Raw genomic sequence first — 20,776 nt, forward strand, 5'->3', positions numbered from 1 at the left:
GAAGCATCAGTGGTCGGCGGGGATGTGCCGGGTACCGATGCGCTTACGGAAGACCCAGTACGTCCACGCCTGGTAGGCCATGATCAGCGGCATCATGATCGCCCCGACCCACGTCATGATCTTGAGCGTATAGGGACTCGAGGCCGCGTTCGCCGCCGTCAGGCTCCACTTCGGGTCCAGCGAGGAGGGCATGACGTCGGGGAACAGGGCGAGGAAGAGCATCGCGACGGCCGCCGCGATGGCCACCCCGGACAGCCCGAACGCCCACCCCTCACGCCCCCGCCGGTTCATGACCAGCGCCACGGCGAGCGCCAGGACGGCGATGACGACCGCCACCAGACTGCGGGCGTTCCCGCTGTCGCTCTGCGTCCAGACCAGGAACGGCACCGCGACCACGACGGTGGCCAGTCCGAGCCCGGTCGCATACCGCCGTGCCCTCGTCCGGATGTCCCCGGACGTCTTGAGCGCGGCGAAGACGGCGCCGTGGAAGGTGAACAGCACCAGCGTGACCGCCCCGCCCAGCAGCGCGTACGGCGTGATCAGGTCCGACGGACCGCCCGCGTAGTTCCCGTCCCGGCCGATCGGCACCCCGTGCACCAGATTGGCGAAGATCGCGCCCCAGAGGAAGGCGGGCAGCAGCGAGCACCAGAAGATCGCATGCTCCCAGTTGCGCTGCCAGCGGTCCTCGGAGCGCTTGTGCCGGTACTCGAAGGCGACACCGCGCAGGATCAGGCAGACCAGGATGGCCAGCAGCGGCAGATAGAAGCCGCTGAAGAGCGCCGCGTACCAGTCGGGGAAGGCGGCGAAGGTCGCCCCGGCCGCCGTGATCAGCCAGACCTCATTGCCGTCCCACACCGGCCCGATCGTGTTGATCAGGACCCGTCGCTCGGTGCGGCCGCGGGCGAGCAGCTTGGTCAGCACGCCGATGCCGAAGTCGAAGCCCTCCAGGAAGAAGTAGCCCGTCCACAGGAAGGCGATCAGCAGAAACCAGAAGTCGTGAAGGTTCATGATTCTCTCCGGCCGTCAGTACGCAAAGGTCAGCGGCTTGTCGGCGTCCTCGTCCTCGGCGGCGGCCCCGCCGTCCGGACTGCCCGGACCGCCCGGACCGCCCGAGGGCAGCCGCAGCTTCGGGTCCTTGGCGGGCGGCTTCTCGTCGGTGTCCGGTCCTGCCTTGGCGTACTTGGTCAGCAGCCGCACCTCGACCACCGCGAGCACCCCGTACAGCAGCGTGAAGACGCCGAGGGAGATCAGCACCTCGGTCTGGCTGACGCCGGGGGAGACCGCGTCGGCGGTCTTCATCAGCCCGTAGACCGCCCAGGGCTGCCGGCCCATCTCGGTGAAGATCCAGCCGAAGGAGTTGGCGATCAGCGGGAAGCCCATGGTGAGGATGCCGATCCGCCAGGACCAGGTGGACAGCAGCGGGCTCATCTCGCGCTTCTTGGTGAGCATGAGCCGGGGCACCTCGTCCTCGCCGGTGCGGAAGGCGGGTGCCAGCCACCGTTTGCGCCGGGTCGTCCACAGCCCGATCAGCCCGGCGACGAACGAGGTCATGCCGAAGCCGATCATCAGCCGGAAGCCCCAGAAGGTCATGAAGATGCTGGGGATGTAGTCATCGGGCTGACCGCCGTAGGCGTCGGCCTCCCGCTGGGCGATGTCATTGATCCCGGGGACGGCGTCGGTGAAGTTGCTGTGCGCCAGGAAGGAGAGTGCGGCGGGGACCTCCAGCTCGACGCTGTTGTGGCCCTTGCCGACATCGCCGACGGCGAAGATCGAGAAGGGTGCGGGCGCCTGGGTGTCCCACAGCGCCTCGGCCGCCGCCATCTTCATCGGCTGCTGCTCGAACATCACCTTGCCGAGCTGGTCACCGCTGAGCGCCGTGCCGATTCCCGCGATGACCGCGACGACCAGGCCCACCCGCAGCGAGGTCCGCATCGCCCCGATCTGCTTCTTCCGCTGCTCGCCCAGCTCCTCGCCGCGCTCCTGGCGGCGCTTGGCCCGCAGCAGATGGAAGGAGGAGATGCCCATGATGAAGGCGGCGCCGGTGAGGAAGGCCGCGGTCAGGGTGTGGAAGACCACGACGAGGGTGGTGTTCTGGGTCAGCACCGCCCAGATGTCGGTGAGCTGGGCCTTTCCGGTGGCCTTGTCGATGGTGTAGCCGGTCGGGTGCTGCATCCAGGAGTTGGCGGCCAGGATGAAGTACGACGAGAGGATCGTGCCGATCGAGACGATCCAGATGCAGGCGCAGTGGATCTTCTTGGGCAGCTTGTCCCAGCCGAAGATCCACAGACCTATGAAGGTGGACTCGAAGAAGAAGGCCAGCAGAGCCTCCATCGCGAGCGGAGCACCGAAGACATCACCGACGAAGCGGGAGTAGTCCGACCAGTTCATGCCGAACTGGAACTCCTGCACGATGCCGGTGACCACGCCCATCGCGATATTGATCAGGAAGAGCTTGCCCCAGAACTTGGTGGCGTGGAAGTACTTCTCCTTGCCCGTGCGGACCCAGGCGGTCTCCAGACCCGCCGTGATGGCGGCGAGAGAGATCGTCAGTGGCACGAAGAGGAAGTGGTAGACGGTTGTGATGCCGAACTGCCATCGGGCCAGCGTCTCCGGCGCCAGAGCCAGATTCACCTGAATCTCTCCTTACGGTCGTGCCTGCCCGCGAACGAGCTTGTGAACGTATTCACATTCACAAGCAATGATACGCACATGGCTTCGCCCCCTCCCACAGGGGGTGGGAGGGGGCGAATGGGGCACGTCTGGGTATGCTGCGCACCTTACGGAGGGGCCGATGGGCCCCTTGTGCGCCCAGGGGCTCAGGCCGGGCTCAGAGCTCCTTGCGGAACTCCTCCGCGGTCCGCAGGAAGATCTCGTTCGCCTCGCGCTCGCCGATTGTCACCCGCACTCCCTCACCCGGGAACGGACGGATCACCACGCCCGCCGCCTCGCACACCGCCGCGAAGTCGAGCGTCCGCTCCCCCAGCCGCAGCCAGACGAAGTTCGCCTGGCAGTCCGGGACCGTCCACCCCTGGGCGGTCAGCGCCTCCCACACCCGGCCCCGCTCGGTGACCAGCGCGTCCACCCGTTCCCGCAGCGCGTCCTCGCTGCGCAGCGAGGCCACCGCCGCGTCCTGGGCGAGCTGGCTGACGCCGAACGGCACCGCGGTCTTGTGCAGCGCCGCCGCCACCGGCTCATGGGCGATCGCGTAGCCGACCCGCAGCCCCGCCAGGCCGTACGCCTTGGAGAAGGTGCGCAGCACACAGACGTTCGGCCGGTCGCGGTAGAGGTCGACGCCGTTGGGGACCCGCTCGTCCCGGATGAACTCGTTGTACGCCTCGTCCAGCACCACCAGCACATCGGACGGCACCCGGTCCAGGAACCGCTCCAGCTCGGCCCGGCGCACGACGGTGCTGGTCGGATTGTTGGGGTTACAGACGAAAATCAGCCGGGTGCGGTCGGTGATCGCATCGGCCATCGCGTCCAGATCGTGGACCTCGGCATCGGTCAGCGGAACCTGCACCGAGGTCGCGCCCGCGATCTGAGTGATGATCGGATATGCCTCGAAGGACCGCCAGGCGTAGATCACCTCATCGCCCGGCCCCGCCGTGGACTGGACCAGTTGCTGGGCCATGCCGACCGAACCGGTCCCGGTGGCCAGATGCTCCAGCGGCACCTCGAAGCGCTCCGCGAGCTCGGCGATCAGCGCGGTGCAGGCGAGGTCCGGGTAGCGGTTCAAGGACGCGGCGGCGTCCGCCACGGTCTCCAGCACCCCGGCCAGCGGCGGATAGGGGTTCTCGTTGGAGGACAGCTTGAAGGCCAGGGGACCCCCCGTGGCGGCCGGCTTGCCGGGCTTGTACGTCGGAATGCCGTCCAGCGCGGCACGCAGCTTGGGGCTCTTCTCGGTCACCGACAGTCCTCCTCGACCCATCCTGTCCCGGGCCGTGCACAGCGTTCGCACACGGCAATACTGCACACCTTATGAGGATTCCCCCGTCTCGCGTACCCGCCGGGCGCCGCCGCGTACCCGCCCCCGGCGCCCGCGTACCCACCGGGGGGAGCGCCCCACTTTTCCGCGCGCGCCGGTGGCGAGCGCCGTGGCGCGCATCACTCGTGCAGGTGAGTTGAGACCTCTTCGAGACATGTATCAATCAGCAGGCGTGGATATGCCAGGGGCGACCAGAGGCCCGGTGAATCCTCCAACTGGCTTCACTTCCAAGGGAATTGAGGGGGGCGTTCATGCAGAAACGTGCCTTCCGAATACCGATGGCGGAATCGCGCAACCCTCCCACCCGAGCCCTACTATCGGCTGGCCATGACAGCAGCAGGGAAGCACCAGGTGAGCCGGTCGGCCGGCCGCCGGTTAGGGCGGGCGGGCATCCGGGATGTGGCCGCCGCCGCCGGGGTCTCGATCACGACCGTCTCCGACGCGCTCAACGGCAAGGGCCGGCTCCCGGAGGCCACCCGCCGCCATGTCCGCGAGGTCGCCGAGCGGCTGGGCTACCGCCCGTCCGCAGCGGCCCGCACCCTCCGTACCGGCAAGTCCGGCCTCATCGGCCTGACCGTGACCACGTACGGGGATGAACCTTTCACCTTCACCGAGTTCGCCTACTTCGCCGAGATGGCGCGAGCCGCCACCTCCGCCGCGCTGGCCCGCGGCTACGCCCTCGTCATCCTCCCCGCCACCTCCCGCCACGACGTGTGGTCCAACGTCGCCCTCGACGGCACCGTGGTGATCGACCCCTCCGACCACGATCCGGTCGTCACCGAGCTCTTACGCCAGGGCATCCCCGTGGTCAGCGACGGCCGCCCGGCCGGCGCCCTCCCCGTCACGGCCTGGGTCGACAACGACCACGAGGCGGCGGTAATCGGACTGCTCGACCATCTCGCCGAGGCCGGCGCCCGCCGGATCGGACTGCTCACCGGGACGTCCACCGACACCTACACCCGGCTGTCCACCACGGCGTACCTGCGATGGTGCGAACGCGTGGGACAGGATCCGGTCTATGAGGCGTACCCGGCCCACGACCCTTGTGCCGGTGCCGTCGCCGCCGACCGGCTGCTCGCCCGCCCCGACCGCCCCGACGCGGTCTACGGCCTCTTCGACCCCAACGGCACCGATCTGCTCGCCGCCGCCCGCCGCTACGGACTGCGCGTCCCGGACGATCTGCTGCTGGTGTGCTGCAGCGAATCGACCGTCTACCGCACCACCGAGCCGCCCATCACGACCCTCTCACTCAAACCCCGCCGGATCGGCACGGCGGTCGTACAGTTGCTCATCGACGCCATCGAGGGACTTGACACCGACCACCCCGTCGAGCAGGTCATACCCACCGAATTGATCGTGCGGACGTCGTCACAGCGCCGTCCGCCGCGTACGACGGTCAGCGCCCCGCGCAGCCGTGCCGGAGGCTGACCTGAGGGCGACTCAAGGATGACCCGAGGAGGGCCTGAGCCCAATGGGCTTCCCCTACCGGGCCAATCCGGGATAAAAGTCCGACCAAGCAGGAGCGGGCACCGATTGACGGCACCCTGGTGCGTCACAAGCCCTCACGGTCATTCCTATGATGGGCGGACGACACTGCGGACCGCCGACGACCAGGCAAGGTCCACAAGGTGGGACGGCGGCGTGATGGTGGAGGGGTCGATGACTCAGGGGGCCGGTCTGGAAGCCACGGCAGGGACCACGGCTGCGATCCCACCCGTGCCCGCGTACGGGGTGAACGCCCCGCCCGCGCCCGCGTACGGGGCGTTCACCCCGCCCAGCATGGGCGCGCCCGGAGCCGTACCGCCCGGGCCCGCGCCCGCGGCGCCGGGCCCCGCCGCGCCCGTGCCGCCACCCGCGCCCGCACCAGGGGCTCCCGCGCCCGGGGCGCCGGTTCCAGGGGTGCCCGCACCGGGCGCGCCCGCACCAGGGGCTCCGGCTCCTGAAGCGCCGCCCGCGCCCGCCACGCCGCCGCCCGCCGAGTACACCCCGACCGAGCGGCTCCCGGTCCTGGGCCCCGGGCACACCATCCCGGACACCCCGCTCGTCCCGCCTGAGGACCGCCCCACCGTCGCGCTCACCTCGCTGCCCGAGCCCGAGCACGGCCCGCTCGCCGAGGACGAGGGGCCCGGCCCGCTGTACGTCGTGGGCGATGTCCACGGCTACCACGACGAGCTGCGCGAGGCGCTCGCCGCCGAGGGCCTGATCGACCCCAAGGGCAACTGGGCCGCGGGCAACGCCCGGTTGTGGTTCCTCGGCGACTTCACCGACCGTGGCCCGGACGGCATCGGCGTCATCGACCTGGTCATGCAGCTCTCCGCCGAGGCCGCGGCCGCGGGCGGCTACTGCAAGGCGCTGATGGGCAATCACGAGCTGCTGCTGATCGGCGCCAAGCGGTTCGGCGACACGCCCGTCAACTCCGGTGCCGGAACCGCCTCCTTCCAGGCCGCCTGGCTGCTCAACGGCGGCCAGCGCAGTGACATGGAGCGGCTCGAGGACCACCACCTCCAGTGGATGTCCCGGCTGGACGCGATGGCGGAGGAGGACGGGCATCTGCTGGTCCACTCCGACACCACCGCCTATCTGGATTACGGCGACTCGATCGAGGCCGTCAACGACACCGTCACCGAGACGCTGCAGCGCAGCGACGCCGACGAATGCTGGGACCTGTTCCGCAAATTCACCAAGCGGTTCGCCTTCCGCGACGAGGACACCGGGCCCATGGCGGCCCGCGAATTGCTCGACACCTACGGCGGCGAGCGCATCGTCCACGGTCACAGCCCCATCCCGTATCTGCTCGGCGAGGTCGGATCCGAGGACGGCGAGGACGGCGGCACGCCCGCGGTCGAGGGCCCGCATGTCTACGCCGACAATCTCGCCGTGGCCATGGACGGCGGCGTCACCATGGCCGGAAAACTGCTGGTCGTTCAACTTCCCCTGACCGACTGAGGGTTCGGCGGACGCTGCTCGGGGCAGATAGAGAGCTTCACCGGCGCGGGAGCAATTCGCGAAACTTGCTGTCACCCCGCGCCGGATCGGCTCTACCATCGGCTTATCCGTCGCAGGCTCTCCTCCGTTTCCGCCCGACTGCCCGGCGCAAGCCGGCGTCACGGCCCTACGGAGCATCGGGGGATGCACCATGAAAAGCGCTCCGCACCTGCTGACCGAGGACCGCCCGGAGTTCGAGCGGGTTCTCGACGAGGCACTGCGCACCGCGGACCATCGCCCGGCCCTCACCGGTGTCGGGCAGCGGCTCACTGCCGAGCAGTTGCGCACGATGGCACTCGGCGCCTCGGCCGCGATAGCGGCATGCGCGGCCGCCGAATATCAGGACTACCGCGAAACTCGCGCCAAACTGCGCGAGCCCGCGCCGCTCTTCCCGCTCGCCGGGGATGTGAGCGAGCGCGAGCACCCGGACGGCACGGTGGGGCTCGCCGGCGCGATGCAGGACGCCGCGGGGGCCGGGCTCGTCGCCATGCTCGCGGTGCTGGCGCCGGTGCTCGCCGGAGCCGCCGCGATCATCTTCCTCATCGTCGGCTACGTCCTCAACGTCCTCGACCCGGCCCCCTCCATCGCCCAGCCGATGGTCACCGCGGGCTGGTTCTTCGCCGCGCTGACCGCCGCGGGCATCTTGATCGCCGCCGTCGGACTGCTCCTGACCGCGCTGCGCAACGGCTCCAGCGCGATCCGGGGCGAGGCGCGCAGCGAGCAGCTCGAGGAGGTGGACCGCGCCAGAGAGGTCTGGCGCCAGGCCCTGCTGGAGCGCGGCATCCTGCCGTTCCTCCGCGAGGCCATGGCCAACCCCTCGGCCCCGTCCCCCTCCGCCTACGTCCCGACCAACCCCGAAACGGTCAGCCGCACCCCGCACCTCGGCTACAGCCGCCCCGGCTTCAGCACCGAGGGCGAAGGCCCCAAGGCCCGCCCCCGCTACAGCAGCCCGGACTTCACCAGCCCCGACTACGGTGGGCCCGAGCACCAGCCGGACTAGCCTGCGTCCCGGGGCCACCCCGGGGACACTCCGGGCGCGCGTGAGGGTGCACGTGGGGTCATCCCGGATGGCGGGGCGCGGCTGCCTCGGCAGCATGACTGACCATGACTTCCTTGACCCGACGCACCTTCATGGGTGGTTGCGCGGCCGGAACGCTGCTGGCCGTGGCCGGGAACACCGAGGCCCGCGCGGCGGCGGGGACCACCGCATCGACCACGGCGCCCGACGAAGCCGCCCTGCAGGCCGCCATCAGCGATCTCTCCCATCCGCCCGCCACCTCCGCGCAACTGCGCGTCGACCGCCGAGGCGACCACTGGTACGGCACGGCCGGGGCGGCGGACCTCGGGAGCGGGCGGGCCGTACGCCCGGACGACCGCTTCCGTGCGGGCAGCGTCACCAAGGCGTTCGTGGCCACCGTGGTCCTTCAACTGTGGGCCGAGCGCCGGGTGGAGCTCGACGCCCCCATCGGACGGTACCTCCCGGATCTGCTGCCCTCCGCCTTCTCCCGCCGCATCACCGTGGCCCAGCTGCTCAACCACACCAGCGGACTGCCCGACCATCGAGGACTGCCGGACGACAGCACTCCGGAAGGGGTCCTGCGGCATCGATGGGACCGGTGGACACCGCGGGAGTGGGTCGAGACGGTGACCCACGACCCGCTCAAGTTCGTTCCGGGGACCACACAGGAGTACCGGGGCATCAACTACGTCCTGCTCGCCCTGATCATCGAAAAACTGACCGGCCGCCCCTACGGCCAGGCGATCGAGTCCCGCGTCCTGCGCCCGCTGGGCCTGACCCGGACCCTGCTGCCGGGCCAGGACCCCCGCCTCCACGGTCCTCATGTGCACGGCTATCTGCGGATGACCGACGGGTCGCTGCGCGATATCACCGTGTACAACCAGTCCAGCGCCTGGGGCGAAGGCGAGCTGGTCTCGACCCTCGACGACCTGTCCCGCTTTCAGCGAGCCCTGTTCTCCGGCGCCTTGCTGCCGCCTCACGCGCTGGACAAGCTCTTCACTCTGCCCCCGGATTCCGTACGGATGCTGGACAGCACCCCGGCCCGCTACAGCCTCGGCCTGCAGAAGGCCACGGTGAACGGTGTGACGTTCTGGGGGAAGACCGGCGAGACATACGGCTACCGCACCCGCATGTTCGCCACCCGCGACCAGGCGCTCCGCTTCGTCCTCTCCTACGCCCCCACGCCGCTGACCACCCAGGAGGAGATGGCCAACCGGGTCGTCGCCGCACTCACCGCGTGAACCACCCCGCGGCCCGCGCTCTCGAAGGGATGTTTCACGTGAAACGGACCAACGGGAAGAAGAGGAAAGCGCCCGCGTCCGCTACTCAGCAGTGAAGTCTGGGCTATACCGGCCTCCGCCTCCGCCGCGTCCATCGCGCCGCCGTGTTCGCGGAGATGTCTTGGGAGACCTGTCGCCACCTGGCGAAGCCTCCGGACCCCGGATCCCGGGCTCGGGGGCCAGCGACCCCGAGCACCAGCCGGATCAGCGCTGGTGCGCGGTTTGTCCTCAGATCGATCAATTATCCACCGATCGAGGGAACTTCCGCCTATTCGGGGGAATTGATGGGCGGTGATGTTTAGCGTCCATCGGTGGAGGTGATGCGCGATGCGCAAACACAACACACCGCCGGGCCCGTCCGCCCGGCACGACGCCATGGACGTCAACGATTTCGTCTACGCGGCCACGGGGGCCCGGGTCCGAAGGTTGACCCTGCCCAACGGAGAGCACTGGTTCCCCGCTGCCGATGTGTGCCGAGAGCTCGGCTACACCACGACGCGCAAGGCTCTGCTCGATCATGTGCCGGAGGAGCGGCGAGAGTCTCTTGAGACTGTGACTTCCAGTCACAGTCTCAGCATTCCCGCAGGTAGGGAATGGCGCCGAGACTTGCAGCTCGTCGATCTCGAAGGACTTATCCTCCTAGTGAACGGCTGCACCAAGCCCGCGTGCCTGCCCTTCAAACAGTGGGTCTCGAGAGTGATCGCCACCGTCCAACGCGAGGGCTCATACGCGCTGGAAGTCTCCGAGATCTCCCGCCCCACTCCACCGAGCGAGCTCATGGACGCGATCGTCCGACTGGAGACGCGGGCCGAACGCTTCCATACGGAGGTACTGGATTCCCTGCATCGGTCCGAGCAGGCGTGGTCGCGGATCCTCGATGCGCTGGGCTGCCGACCGGGCGAGGAGCCCGAGGCGGACAAGCGGGAGCTGAGGCTCAGGACGGAGGACCTGTTCGCACAGTGGAAGGACCGGCTGAGCATCACCGAGGACGTATGGGCGGTGGCCGTCTACATCCTCCCCACGCTGGCCGAAGCCGGGCAGATCGGCCACTCGCTGGAGACGCTCTCGGCCAAGACGGGGCTCACTCGGCAGCGGGTGCACGCCTGTCTGCGGTTCCTCCAGAAGCACCGCTGCATCCGTCAGAACGGACTGACGGACAGCGGACATCCGATCTACGTGGCTGAGCTTCCGCCCGCGTAGCGGCACGCTGAGGGTCCGAAGTCGCAAATCCAAGTTGCGGCTTCGGACCCGTCCCGCAGCGTATCGCCTGTTTCACCCCGCAGGCGCTGCTTTGCCGGGCTTCACCGGCGATCTCGGCCTACGCGTCCGCGCCTCAGTCCGCGATCGGCAGATACACGCGGTTGCCCGCCTCCGCGAACTCCCTGGACTTCTGGGCCATACCGGCCTCGGCCTCCGCCTCCGCCGCGTCCATCGCGCCGCCGTGTTCGCGGCGGATGTCTTGGGAGATCTTCATCGAGTAGAGCATTAATAAAACCTCCACATGCGCTACCGTCGTTCCAGCAGCCCGTTCAACGGACCGAGGGGGAACACGGTGAGCAAGCGGGAAGAGGTCGTCAGCAAGCTGCGGGGTGTACCCGAGGGGGTGCCGTCCGTCGAGGAAGTACGCGCCATGCTGGCCGCCGACCCGGAGTTAAAGTGCGTGGTCTGCTACGCGCGGATCTCGTTCGACGGCCGAGTGAAGGACGCCCACGGCATCGAGGACCAGCACAGGGACATGGCCGAGAGCGCCCGCAGGTTCGGGTGGCTGATCGTCTACCGCTACACGGACAACGACAAGAGCGCCAGCAAGGAGAGCGTCGTTCGCGACGACTTCGAGCAGTTGCTTGCCGATCTTGCGGCAGGAGCGACGCCAGAGGGGCACCCGATCCACGGCGTCATGGCCGTGAACGACGACCGCTTGTACCGGCGCCCGAGCGACTGGGAACGGTACCTGAAGGCGTTCACCTCACACGAGGGCCGCGTCTACCACGACTCGAACGGCATCCAGGACCTGTACGCCGAAGGGTTCGAGATCAAGGGACTTGTCGGAGTCGCCATGTCCCTCAGCGAGACGAGGAAGAAACAGCGCCGAAGCCGGAACAGCCACCGCAGCCGGGCGATCCGTGGACAGGCCGTTGCGGCGTGGCGTCCCTTCGGGTGGGAGGACGACAAGGTCACCTTGCGCCAGGAGGAGGCCGACGCGATCCGGAAGGCTGTGCACGACGTAATCGCGGGTGCCTCAATCTCGGAGATCACGCGCCAGTGGAAGGAAGCCGGGTTCATCACGAGCCGGGGCAATCCCTTCCAGTACCAGACCGTCAAGCAGGTCTTGATGAACGCACGGCTCTGTGGATACCGCGAGATCAAGAGTGAGCTTGTGCGCGACGGCGATGAACAGCCGATCGTGGGCGAGTGGGACGCGATCATCACGCCGAAGCAGTGGTTTGCCGTCACGGCCAAGATCAGGGAGCGCGGTGGCGGAACTGGCACGCCGCGCGGTGGCTTGGTCCACAAGTACCTGCTGACCGGCATCCTGCGCTGCGGCAGCGTGTTGGAAGACGGCACGGTCTGCAACAACAAGATGATCGGGCTCAAGGCGAACGACTGGCTCAAGTACAAGCACGCCTACATGTGCAAGAAGACCGTGGACGGTGGCTGCAACAAGACCTACAAGCGTGGTGACAAGACAGACGACGTGATCGAGAAGCTGGTGATCGCCAAGCTGGAACGGGACGCCGCGACCAAGGCCCAGGAAGTACCGGACTGGGACAAGGCCGATGCGCTGGAACGCGCGCTAAAGAGTCGCAAGGAGCTTGAACGTCGCTGGCACGATGACGAGGACACGGACATCGATGATGAGGCGTTCTTCCGGAACCTCCCTGTCCTCGAACGGCGGATCAAGGAGCTGCGCGCCGAGGAGAAGGCGCACGAGGCTATGAAAGCGGAGGCCGAAGAGGCCACGGACGACGTCAGGAAGTCGTGGAAGTCGAAGACACTCACGCAGAAGCGTGACGCGATCAAGAAGGTCTTGAGTGCCGTGGTCGCCGTACCGGGCGGGAAGGGCAACAAGACCTTCGATCCGGATCTGCTCAAGCCTGTGTGGCGGACCTCCGAATGAGCTGAAGTCCGAGGATCTCCCCCACGCTCCGTAGCTGATCGTCGGAGAGTGGGGGAGACTCGCGAAGCTGTCGGTCGATCCACGCGCGTATTGCCGCCTGTTCCCTATCCGCCCTGCTCGGCTTCCTCGGAGGAGTGCTCAGACAGCATCACCCTCAGACCGAAGGAATTCGAGAGCGGCAGCGCGGTTCTGGGCGATGTCCTCGGCGATTCCGGCAGCGACGAGTGCAGCACCGGATGTGTGGCCGGAGCCGACGTAGCGCCAGTTCCGTTCGGTGACCGCCGCAGGGATGTCGGCGTGACCCATGTGGTTGGCGCGTTCAGCGCGGAGTGCCGCGTACGTCGTGGAGTAGGCGCGTGACTTGGTGAGGATGTGGCCCCGGTAGCCGAGCGTGTGAGCCCAGGCGCGCAGCCGGAGCGGCTCTAGCTCCCCCAGGCCGCCGAGGCGCCAGCAGGCGTACATGAGGGCACGAACGTGTGCCGACACGGGGGCCGCCGCGATGTCGTCTGGGCTGGTGATCTGGTGATCGAGTCCGGCCCCGGTGTCGGTGGCCCCTTTGGTGGCGTACTTGGCGACGTACGCGGCCACGGCGTCATCGGCCAGGCCCTCACCGCTGCCGAAGGCCCGGAGCGGCCGGGCATCGAGTTCGGCGCCCCAGCGCAGTTCGTGTTCTCCCAGGGCCCCGCTGTAGGGGGTGCGGAGACGTACGGCCGCAGCAGCGGTGCGCACCACGGCCAGCAGCCCGTCAGGCGTCGCCCAGGCCGGAGGCGGATCATCCGGCCCGTGTGCGCCGTCGAGACGCACCACGGCATGGATGTGAACCGCCGCACGCTTCTGGTACTCGGCGACTTTCGCATACGAGATACGCAGGGCGCGCCGCAGGACGGTACGGGTGCGGCCGGCGCGGGCAGCGAGGTGGTTGTACAGGTTGTCGGTGAATGCCTTCCATAGCCGTCCCGCGTGCGCGTGCCAGAGGACGTGTGCCGGGTAGTCGTAGCAGTCGGGGCACAGCGGTTGTCCGGTGAGCGGGTCGTCTGCGTCGTGGACGGCCGGGCAGCCGATGGGACGGCCGTGTTCGCACTCTCCGCCATTGCGGCGCGGTCGGCAGCGCTGCCCGTCAGCAGTGGTGCGGTGGACGGGGCCGAAGCTGGGTGCCGTGAGGGTGAGGAACAACCGGGGCCGCTCGCGCACATCCGCCGGTACGGTCTTGCCGCCGACGAGTCCGGCCCGCACCAGGTGGAAGGTGTCGCCCGCGTGGAGGCGTGAGCAGGGAGCGCAGACGGTTTGGCGACGGTTGCGGCAGCGGATCAGGAGCCGTTCGCCAGGCTCGTTACGGGTGTCGTAGTGATGCAGTACCTCACCCGTGCGCGTGTCGCGGGTGGTGGTGGAGCCGGTGAGGTGGATCGGGTGGGCGCAGCCGCCGGTAGCGGTGATCTGCTCTACCCAGCGGCTGAAGCGGGGGTCTTGGACGAGGCGGATCAGGTCTTGGTTAACTTCGGAGAGCTGACGCAGGCGCGCCGCACGGTCGAGGCGAGCGCGCCTGTCAGCCGAGGTGGTCTCGGCGGTGATGGTGGGGACCTCCCAGGGTGGGCCGCCGTAGCGGCACGGATGGTTGCGGTTGGGTGGGTGTCGTCCATGGCGATCACTCCCGTTCGTGAGCGGGTTGGGGTGTGGGTTAGCGGATGGTGCCGGTGCCCCGGCAGCAGCGGCAGCGCCGCCGGTGTCCGGTGCGGGTCCTGCGGTAGCGCTCCCCCTTGCAGACGGGGCAGCGGACACGGCGCATGGGCATCTGGTGGGGCCTCCCGAGGTGGTCTAGCTGTTGTGGGTGAAGCCGGACAGGAGCCAGTTCACGAGCCCGTTGGTGCTGTCGATGACGGGGGTTTGGCCCAGGTACATGCCGAACAGGCCGATCAACAGCGCTTCCCACCACCGCACCGCGCGGGAGCGCAGGAGCAGGACCGTGGCAAGCCCGAAGAGCAGCGCCAGGGAGAGGACCAGGGATTCACTCATGCGCCCTCACCGCCGTCCAGCTCTTCCAGCGCACGGGCGACCCCAGCCAGGCGGAACGCCAGCCCCGCGTTCTCAGCCGCCGTGACTTGGGCCTCAGCGCGGGTGGTCAGGTGCGACCGCCCCCGCATCCAGCCGCCCGTATCACCAGCAGTCACGGCGACGCCCTGTTCGGCCTCCCCGATGGACTGCGCCACCGCCACAGCGTCCTTGTTCAGATCACCCAGGGTCATCTCAGCGGTGCCAGGATCGTTGACCCGGTGGCAGACACGCCCGCTCAACTGGGCCCGCAGCGCCGTGACACCCGGCCCGAGATCGGAGCCGACCCGTTGCCCGGCCACGACCAGATGCATCCCGAGGGCCGCCCCGAGCTGAGCCAGCCGCAGGAGGTAGGTCGAGCACTGCTCAGCCTCCGCCCGCTGCTCCTTGCTGCCGTTGGTCAGGTACAGCTCGGCTATCTCGTCCACGACCACCACCACGGGCAGGGGGCGTTCCTTCTCGGGCAGCTCCCATATGGACCGGGCCCCGGCCGCACGGCAGGTGCGCATGCGGTCTTGCATGTCGACCACCAGCGCGCCGAGCACGGCGACCGCTTGACTGCGGCAGGTTGTCAGGGCCGAGAGCCGCTGTTCGAACAGGCCCAGTTCCATGCCGCCTTTGCAGTCGATGCCGACCAGGGCGACGGGTTGCGGGGCAAGCTCGGTGATCAGCCGGGCGATCAGCGTGGACTTCCCCGACCTGGTTGCGCCGACGATCAGCCAGTGCGGCACCCGGCGGAAGTTCATCACCCACGCGCCACCGGTCTCCAGTGCGCCAACCACCGCCGACAGCAGCGACGCCGACACCTCCCCCGTGGTCCGGTCGGGGTGTTCCAGCGGATCAGCCGCCGTCGCGGTGATCAGCACGATGCCGCGTTCAGGGGAGACGATCCGCACCGCGTGCACCCGCCACGCGTGCACTAACGCCTCAGCCGCCGCCAGGAACGGGGCCGGGGTCTGCCCCGCGTGCAGCCGCACCCGCACCGACAGCCCGTTCGGTGTAGGACGGGGGATGGAGCAGCGCGGGGCGTGGGTGCGCAAGGGGTCGCCCTTGACCGCCAGGTCACCCAGCAGACGCCGGTTGGGCTGGTGGGAGACGGTGAGGTCATTGAGGTGAGCGACCTTGCGCCAGGTGACCATCACCCGCAGCGCGGTGCGCGGGTAGCCGGTCAGGTACCAGCGCCAGTTGGGCCAACGCTCCGGCAGACGGGTGGCGAGCGCAACCGTCCAGGCCAGCGCCACCAGCACGATGGCGAACAGGAGCTGACTCATCAGGCACCACCGCCCTTGCCCGCCGACGCCGACGGGGCCGGGGCCGGGGCCGATACGGGGGTGATAGCAGCGGCCCGGAAGCTGACGCCGTGACGGTCGCCCATGGCCCAGGCAAACGCCTCCAGGCCCGTCACCCGCACCTCCGAGCCCTCCACGACGCCCTTGGGCTCTCCGGGGACGGCGATTTCGATCACCGAGACGCGCCGCCCGTCCTGCCGCACCGTCACGGCGACGGTGTAGATCGTGTTGCCGTCCCGGTCCTTCTTGACCTCCTTGCTCTCAAAATCCGCGATCTTCGGTTCAGGCCCGACCGCGCACCGCAGTACGCCGAGCCGGGTGGTGTCCACAGGTATGGACTGCATGGGTTGTGGGCCTCCTTGGCCAGTCGAGACGTCACACGTCACGTGACGTCACTCATGCTTACGAGTTAGGACTATGCCTGTCTTGACGCCGGGAGGCAAGTACTTATGCTTACGAGTGACATCAGCTCACGTCAGGACCGCACATGACAGGTGACGAGGAGAGCCAGGCATGGGAGAGATCCAACGCCCCGGAGCGCTGTACCAGCAGGTAGCAGCCGAGATCCGCAGCGGCATCGCCGCAGGCGAGTACAAGCCCGGGGCTCCACTCCCCTCAGAGACCCAGCTCATCGAGCGCTACAAAGTCAGCCGTCCCACCGTCCGCAAGGCCATCGCCGCACTCCGCGCGGAAGGACTCATCGAGGTCATCCACGGCAAGGGCAGCTACGTCCGCGCCCTGCCCGCCCCCGCCGTCACCATCGAGCGGACCATCACCCGTAGCGGCAAGGCATTCCGCGTCGGACATCGCGCGTGGGAGCAGGCCGAAGAACCCGCCGTGCACCGCACCACGACCACGGCGACCACGGCCCCGCTACTCGGACTGGACGAAGGGGAAGCCCTCTTCGGCATCGACCGACTACTCACCGACCCCGACACCGGCACCCACGCCCTCCATCGCGTGCTCATCCCGTTCGCCACCACCGATGAGGTCGAGCAGCTGGCAGAGGCGCCGGACACCGAGCCGGAACAGATCTATGCCATCCTCACTGCCGCCGGGCACAAGCTGACCTGGCACGAGACCGTGAATGCCCATATGCCGCTGCCTGACGAGCGCAGCACGCTGGACGTCCCCGACGCGACGCCGATCCTCTACACCGCCCGCGTCACACTCGGCACCCACGACAGGCCGCTGATCCTCGAAGAACTCCGCGCCAGCGCCGACCGTGCCCAACTCGGCTACCGCATCTCCGCCGACAGCCCCCGCGCTCTACGCCCCGCCTGACTAGGCATAACCGCTTGACCAGCTGCAAAACGCGAGGTCAGCGCTGGCATGGGCGTTGCATATTCCTTTTTCACCATGCACTGTGGTGTAAGTTTTATGTGTCAGCCTGTCAGTGCTGGCAGTGACAAAAATGGCCTGGCAGGAGCAGTGCTCCGCCAGGCCGTAGCGGAACCGGCTGCCGGGGTCTTCTGCACAGACCCCGGCAGTCAGAATGCCTTGACGACTAGCAGGAGCAGACCGGTCAGGTTCGCTATCAGCTCCACCCACGGTTTCGCTGCCTGCAACCCCTGTTTGATCTGCTCCCAGTCGATCAACGCTCTCCGCTGTCGGTCGGACATCGCTCTCCTCTCATCGCGACAACTCCCGCCTGAGACGGGCCTCCAGGCCGGAGCTCGGACGCGGATAAGACCCGCTGGCCGAGGCTCCGATACGGAGTCCCGCAGTTCAGAAGGAGCTGCACACAGAGGTGCTGACGCCCTACCAGGACGAGCTTATCCCGTCAGCAGAGCCGCCATGGCTAGAGCGCCCCGAGCGGCGAACTGTCGAAACTTGTCTTCACTTACTCAAGGGCGCGCCTTCGGCGCGCCGGGCGGTCTGGCCGCCCCGCCGGGCTGCGGCGTGGCCGCCGGTCCCGTCGGACGCCCACCGCCCGCACTCCCAGCGCACCCGTGATCGCTCGCCGAGGTGCCGACCGCCGTCCGGGGCGGGGGCGTTGTCGCTGGGGCCGACGGCCTACGCGGCTTTTAGGCAGCCACCACGGGGCGAGCCTCTAAGAACAGGGGGCCAATCGGTCGCAAACGCGGGCAGGATCACAGACCCGCCCGATTCGCCGGGCCAGCGTAAGGCCCCCTGTTCTCTCGCCCCGTGGCAGCTCCCGCCCAAAAGCCGCTACGGCCGGCGGCGTGCCCACAGCGCGCCGATCCAGCACCACACGCCCGCCACCGGCCACCCCGATCAACCCGCCCTGCCCAGCCGGGCCGCCGTCACCCGCGCCAGCATCGCCACCTCACGCGCCGACGCCGCCGACAACTCCAGCCTCACCACCCCGGAGCCGTCCGTGCCCGAAGCGGCACGCAGCCGCAGCCCTGCCGCCTCCACGCCGACGAGGCTCAGCGCATCGCCCAGCTCGGCAGTCGCTTCCCGTGCGTCCCGCCAGCCGCTCAGGTAGTCCACTCCGCGCACCCATATCCCCGCCTCCAGGTCTGCCGCTTCTCCCTCGAACCCGTCGTCCCCAGGGCCGCACATTTGGTCAAGTCCCTTTCTCTGCAAGCCAACTGACAATCAACGACCGGGCCACGTCGAGCGGGAGCACGACAACGACCCCGGTACCATCGGCACCGGGGTTCGTGATCGATCCCCAGCCGGACCACCCCGAGCTGTCCAGGCGGAGGGGTGGTCCGGTGTTGCTTCTTCAGTTGTTGCGCGTGATTCCGTCCGAACCGACCTCAGTACTTGTGTCGGCCACCCGGGTAACGGACCGGCTTACGGCACTCCGGCGCGTCCTCGGGTGCAGGCTCGCCGCCGAGCGCGTAGCACAAGGCGGCATGCAACTGCTCTGCCTCCGCCACCGTCAGCACCAGCGGCGCAAGCGCGAGGTGCTTTCCGCAGCGGGCCACCGCCAGAGGCAGCACAAGGTGACCGTCCTTTTCACGGCGCAGACCCAGCCCCGGCACGGGACCGACGTGCCACTCCTTCGAGGCCCCGGGCAGAGCCCTACTCATTCGGCCTCCCGCCCTCATGCGCAGAAGGGCCATCGGGGCGATCGTGCGGCTCACCGTCAGATAAGGCAGGCAGGCGCCCGCCCCGACTCTCGGCGACCCTCAGTGTGTCTCGCAGCCCTTCACACAGGCGCTTGACCAAGAACCGCATCTCAACCTCGCCCGCTTTGGGGTCAGCAAGCAACATGCCCGCGCGGCCCAGAAGTTCGGATGCAGTGTGGAGTTGTACTGCCTCCATCTCGTCAGCGAGTTGGGACAGCGGACTGTCGCTGTCATCCGTCACCAGGTAACAGGGCCGCCCTGCCGTGTTCGGCCACGGCAGTAAACGAGGCCGCGTACTCATCGCGTGTTCACGTCGCCGGGTTTCCTTCACGTTCACGACATGGACCGCCGTCTCTGATCACATCTGCCGAGACCCTCCCGGCAGGGTGACCCGAGGTTGCACCCCATGTCCCGGCCGTCGCTCCCCCCTCTTGGGGACCCCCCTCGTGGGTACACTCGCGAGACGAGAGGGCACACAGATCAGAAGGAAGATCGAACCAGAAGAGACGTAGGTCAATCACGATGGGGAAGTGAGATGACCGAAGCTGCACCGACACCGGCAGCTCTGCCGCCTCACGTACTGGAGCGCGCAGACGTGCGGTCGGCGATCGCCAACCATGACTTCGGCGAAGTCTTCAGACTGGCCAAGATCCACGGAAACATCAGCTACGCCAAGATCGCCGAGGCCGTCGGCTACAAGCGCGAGCACATCGGCAAGATGGCCCGGCCCGAGACCGACGGCAAGGGCGCTCGCCCACGGATCACTCAGTTCCACAAGATCCTTGAAGTGGTGGACGGTCTGCGCATCCCCGGTCACCTCGCGGGAGTCGCCCCGCGCCCCTGGGAGCTGGAACGACCCGCCAGAACCACTCATCTGGAAGATCCAAGCACCCTGATCTCACAGGGTGGCGCTGGCCTCTGGGACATCGCCGAGATGCTCCGGCGCACGGAAATGTCCAGCATCAACAGCGCGGCCCTGGAATCGATCGAGGAAGGCATCGACCAACTGGCCCGTGCCTACCCCTACGCCGATGCCGACTACCTGCACGACCGCACCCGGAACGGCTTGCAATACGTCACCAAGCAGCTCGAAGGCCGGATGACCCTCCGCCAGCACCGGGAACTGCTCGTGGACACCGGATGGCTGTTCCTTCTGAACGCGTGCGTCCAGTACGACCGGGGTCAGCGCGAGGCCGCCAATCTCAGCAAGGCCGCCGCACTCCGGGTAGGTGAGGAGGCAGGGCACAGCGAGATCAAGGCTTGGGCGTGGGAGATCGAAGCGTGGTTCGCCCTGACGCAGAGCCGTTGGCAAGACATGCTCGACGCCGTCGAGGCCGGGCACCTGGCGGACCAGACACACTCCGTCGGCGTCCAGCTCTACGCCCACAAGGCACGCGCCGCCGCTCGCATGGGAGACGCCCGCCTCGTCCGCCAGTCCCTCGACGCAGGGCGTGCCAGGCTGGACCGACTCCCCAGGCCGGACCACCCCGAACATCACTTCATCATCGACCCGGACAAGTGGGACTTCTACGAAATGGACGCCTACCGTCTCCTCGGAGACGACGAGCGCGCCGCCTCCCACGCCCGTTCAGTGATCCGCATCAGCACCGGCCCCGACGGCACCGAGATTTCGCCCATGCGCGCCGCAGAAGCCCGCCTCACCCTCGGAGTCGCCGCCGCCCGCACGGGCGAGATCGAAGAAGCCATCGGCATGGGCACAGTGGCTCTGGAAGCCGACCGCAAGTCCCTCCCGTCCCTGCTTTTAGTCGCCGACGAGCTGGACAAGGAACTGCGCGCCAGGTACCCGCGTGAGGCCGCTGCACGGGACTTCCACGAGCAGATCATGACCATCAAACGAGGCACCGCCCGACCCGAACTTCCCTTCTGAACCCGACACACATGATCCGGGCCCCGCATCTTCATGAAGCGGGGCCCGGATCATGTTGTGCGATCTCGTGGTGGGGACACAGTGAGCGATGGAAGCCGTAAGAAGCCTCCACCGCTCACTGGC

The 20,776-nt window shown here is 68.2% G+C and carries 19 protein-coding genes and 1 pseudogene; 9 read left to right on the plus strand and 11 right to left on the minus strand.

Annotated elements, in window-relative coordinates:
- Positions 1-6: 6 nt before the first annotated feature.
- From cydB to hisC, 3 genes are all read right to left on the minus strand, one after another.
- The gene (gene cydB / locus CGL27_RS24235; protein ID WP_119989984.1) at positions 7-1,008 is read right to left on the minus strand and encodes a cytochrome d ubiquinol oxidase subunit II; all 1,002 of its coding nucleotides are present in this window, start codon (positions 1,006-1,008) and stop codon (positions 7-9) included.
- Positions 1,009-1,023: 15 nt separating this feature from the next.
- A complete protein-coding gene (locus CGL27_RS24240) occupies positions 1,024-2,631 on the minus strand; it encodes a cytochrome ubiquinol oxidase subunit I (protein ID WP_119989986.1) in 1,608 nt (535 codons plus the stop codon).
- A gap of 196 nt (positions 2,632-2,827) precedes the next feature.
- Positions 2,828-3,907, minus strand: coding sequence for a histidinol-phosphate transaminase (gene hisC / locus CGL27_RS24245; RefSeq protein ID WP_119989987.1), 1,080 nt, complete (start codon positions 3,905-3,907; stop codon positions 2,828-2,830).
- 405 nt (positions 3,908-4,312) lie between these two features.
- On the opposite strand from hisC, the gene CGL27_RS24250 reads away from it, so the two are divergent.
- The 6 genes and pseudogenes from CGL27_RS24250 to CGL27_RS53575 all read left to right on the plus strand — a co-directional run bounded on the left by CGL27_RS24250 (position 4,313) and on the right by CGL27_RS53575 (position 10,468).
- On the plus strand, positions 4,313-5,413 hold the full coding sequence (locus CGL27_RS24250) for a LacI family DNA-binding transcriptional regulator (RefSeq protein ID WP_078642390.1): 1,101 nt from the start codon (positions 4,313-4,315) through the stop codon (positions 5,411-5,413).
- A gap of 231 nt (positions 5,414-5,644) precedes the next feature.
- On the plus strand, positions 5,645-6,931 hold the full coding sequence (locus CGL27_RS24255; RefSeq protein WP_119994525.1) for a metallophosphoesterase: 1,287 nt from the start codon (positions 5,645-5,647) through the stop codon (positions 6,929-6,931).
- A gap of 190 nt (positions 6,932-7,121) precedes the next feature.
- Positions 7,122-7,970, plus strand: a complete 849-nt coding sequence (locus CGL27_RS24260) for a hypothetical protein (RefSeq protein ID WP_119989989.1) — start codon at positions 7,122-7,124, stop codon at positions 7,968-7,970.
- 104 nt (positions 7,971-8,074) lie between these two features.
- A complete protein-coding gene (locus CGL27_RS24265) occupies positions 8,075-9,229 on the plus strand; it encodes a serine hydrolase domain-containing protein (RefSeq protein ID WP_119989991.1) in 1,155 nt (384 codons plus the stop codon).
- Between the two features lie 414 nt (positions 9,230-9,643).
- Positions 9,644-9,901 (plus strand): annotated as a pseudogene (locus CGL27_RS53570) (Bro-N domain-containing protein); the annotation flags it as partial.
- A gap of 9 nt (positions 9,902-9,910) precedes the next feature.
- Positions 9,911-10,468, plus strand: coding sequence for a DNA-binding protein (locus tag CGL27_RS53575; RefSeq protein ID WP_346345792.1), 558 nt, complete (start codon positions 9,911-9,913; stop codon positions 10,466-10,468).
- A 133-nt stretch (positions 10,469-10,601) separates the two neighbouring features.
- Here CGL27_RS53575 and CGL27_RS24275 read toward each other — a convergent pair whose 3' ends face one another.
- Positions 10,602-10,742: a hypothetical protein gene (locus CGL27_RS24275; protein ID WP_240450619.1), complete on the minus strand. Its 141-nt coding sequence runs from the start codon at positions 10,740-10,742 to the stop codon at positions 10,602-10,604.
- A 78-nt stretch (positions 10,743-10,820) separates the two neighbouring features.
- Between CGL27_RS24275 and CGL27_RS24280 the strand changes: the two genes are divergently transcribed.
- The gene (locus CGL27_RS24280) at positions 10,821-12,386 is read left to right on the plus strand and encodes a recombinase family protein (protein WP_240450620.1); all 1,566 of its coding nucleotides are present in this window, start codon (positions 10,821-10,823) and stop codon (positions 12,384-12,386) included.
- 138 nt (positions 12,387-12,524) lie between these two features.
- On the opposite strand, the gene CGL27_RS24285 is transcribed toward CGL27_RS24280, so the two are convergent.
- The 4 genes from CGL27_RS24285 to CGL27_RS24300 form a co-directional block, all read right to left on the minus strand.
- The gene (locus CGL27_RS24285) at positions 12,525-13,898 is read right to left on the minus strand and encodes a replication initiator (RefSeq protein WP_119994527.1); all 1,374 of its coding nucleotides are present in this window, start codon (positions 13,896-13,898) and stop codon (positions 12,525-12,527) included.
- Between the two features lie 300 nt (positions 13,899-14,198).
- Positions 14,199-14,396 carry a hypothetical protein gene (locus CGL27_RS24290; RefSeq protein WP_014054507.1) on the minus strand — a complete coding sequence of 66 codons (198 nt, stop codon included), beginning with the start codon at positions 14,394-14,396 and terminating at the stop codon, positions 14,199-14,201.
- Positions 14,393-15,703, minus strand: coding sequence for an FtsK/SpoIIIE domain-containing protein (locus tag CGL27_RS24295; protein WP_119989997.1), 1,311 nt, complete (start codon positions 15,701-15,703; stop codon positions 14,393-14,395). The genes CGL27_RS24290 and CGL27_RS24295 overlap by 4 nt, the downstream gene beginning before the upstream one ends.
- Entirely contained in the window at positions 15,703-16,065 is a 363-nt protein-coding gene (locus CGL27_RS24300; protein WP_119989999.1) for a hypothetical protein, read from the minus strand. The genes CGL27_RS24295 and CGL27_RS24300 overlap by 1 nt, the downstream gene beginning before the upstream one ends.
- 169 nt (positions 16,066-16,234) lie before the next feature.
- Here CGL27_RS24300 and CGL27_RS24305 point away from each other — a divergent pair, with 169 nt between their 5' ends.
- The gene (locus CGL27_RS24305) at positions 16,235-17,005 is read left to right on the plus strand and encodes a GntR family transcriptional regulator (protein ID WP_119990001.1); all 771 of its coding nucleotides are present in this window, start codon (positions 16,235-16,237) and stop codon (positions 17,003-17,005) included.
- 206 nt (positions 17,006-17,211) lie between these two features.
- Here the strand turns inward: CGL27_RS24305 and CGL27_RS53215 are convergent, their stop codons facing one another.
- From CGL27_RS53215 to CGL27_RS24315, 3 genes are all read right to left on the minus strand, one after another.
- A complete protein-coding gene (locus CGL27_RS53215) occupies positions 17,212-17,343 on the minus strand; it encodes a hypothetical protein (protein WP_267950672.1) in 132 nt (43 codons plus the stop codon).
- A 616-nt stretch (positions 17,344-17,959) separates the two neighbouring features.
- Positions 17,960-18,250 (minus strand): hypothetical protein, encoded by a 291-nt coding sequence (locus CGL27_RS24310; protein ID WP_119990003.1) that lies wholly within the window; start codon positions 18,248-18,250, stop codon positions 17,960-17,962.
- A 200-nt stretch (positions 18,251-18,450) separates the two neighbouring features.
- Entirely contained in the window at positions 18,451-18,726 is a 276-nt protein-coding gene (locus tag CGL27_RS24315) for a hypothetical protein (RefSeq protein ID WP_119990005.1), read from the minus strand.
- A gap of 574 nt (positions 18,727-19,300) precedes the next feature.
- Here CGL27_RS24315 and CGL27_RS24325 point away from each other — a divergent pair.
- Positions 19,301-20,653 carry a tetratricopeptide repeat protein gene (locus tag CGL27_RS24325; protein WP_119990010.1) on the plus strand — a complete coding sequence of 451 codons (1,353 nt, stop codon included), beginning with the start codon at positions 19,301-19,303 and terminating at the stop codon, positions 20,651-20,653.
- Positions 20,654-20,776 lie beyond the last annotated feature (123 nt).

The sequence above is a fragment of the Streptomyces sp. 11-1-2 genome (assembly GCF_003595545.1).
Taxonomy (GTDB): Bacteria; Actinomycetota; Actinomycetes; order Streptomycetales; family Streptomycetaceae; genus Streptomyces; species Streptomyces hygroscopicus_B.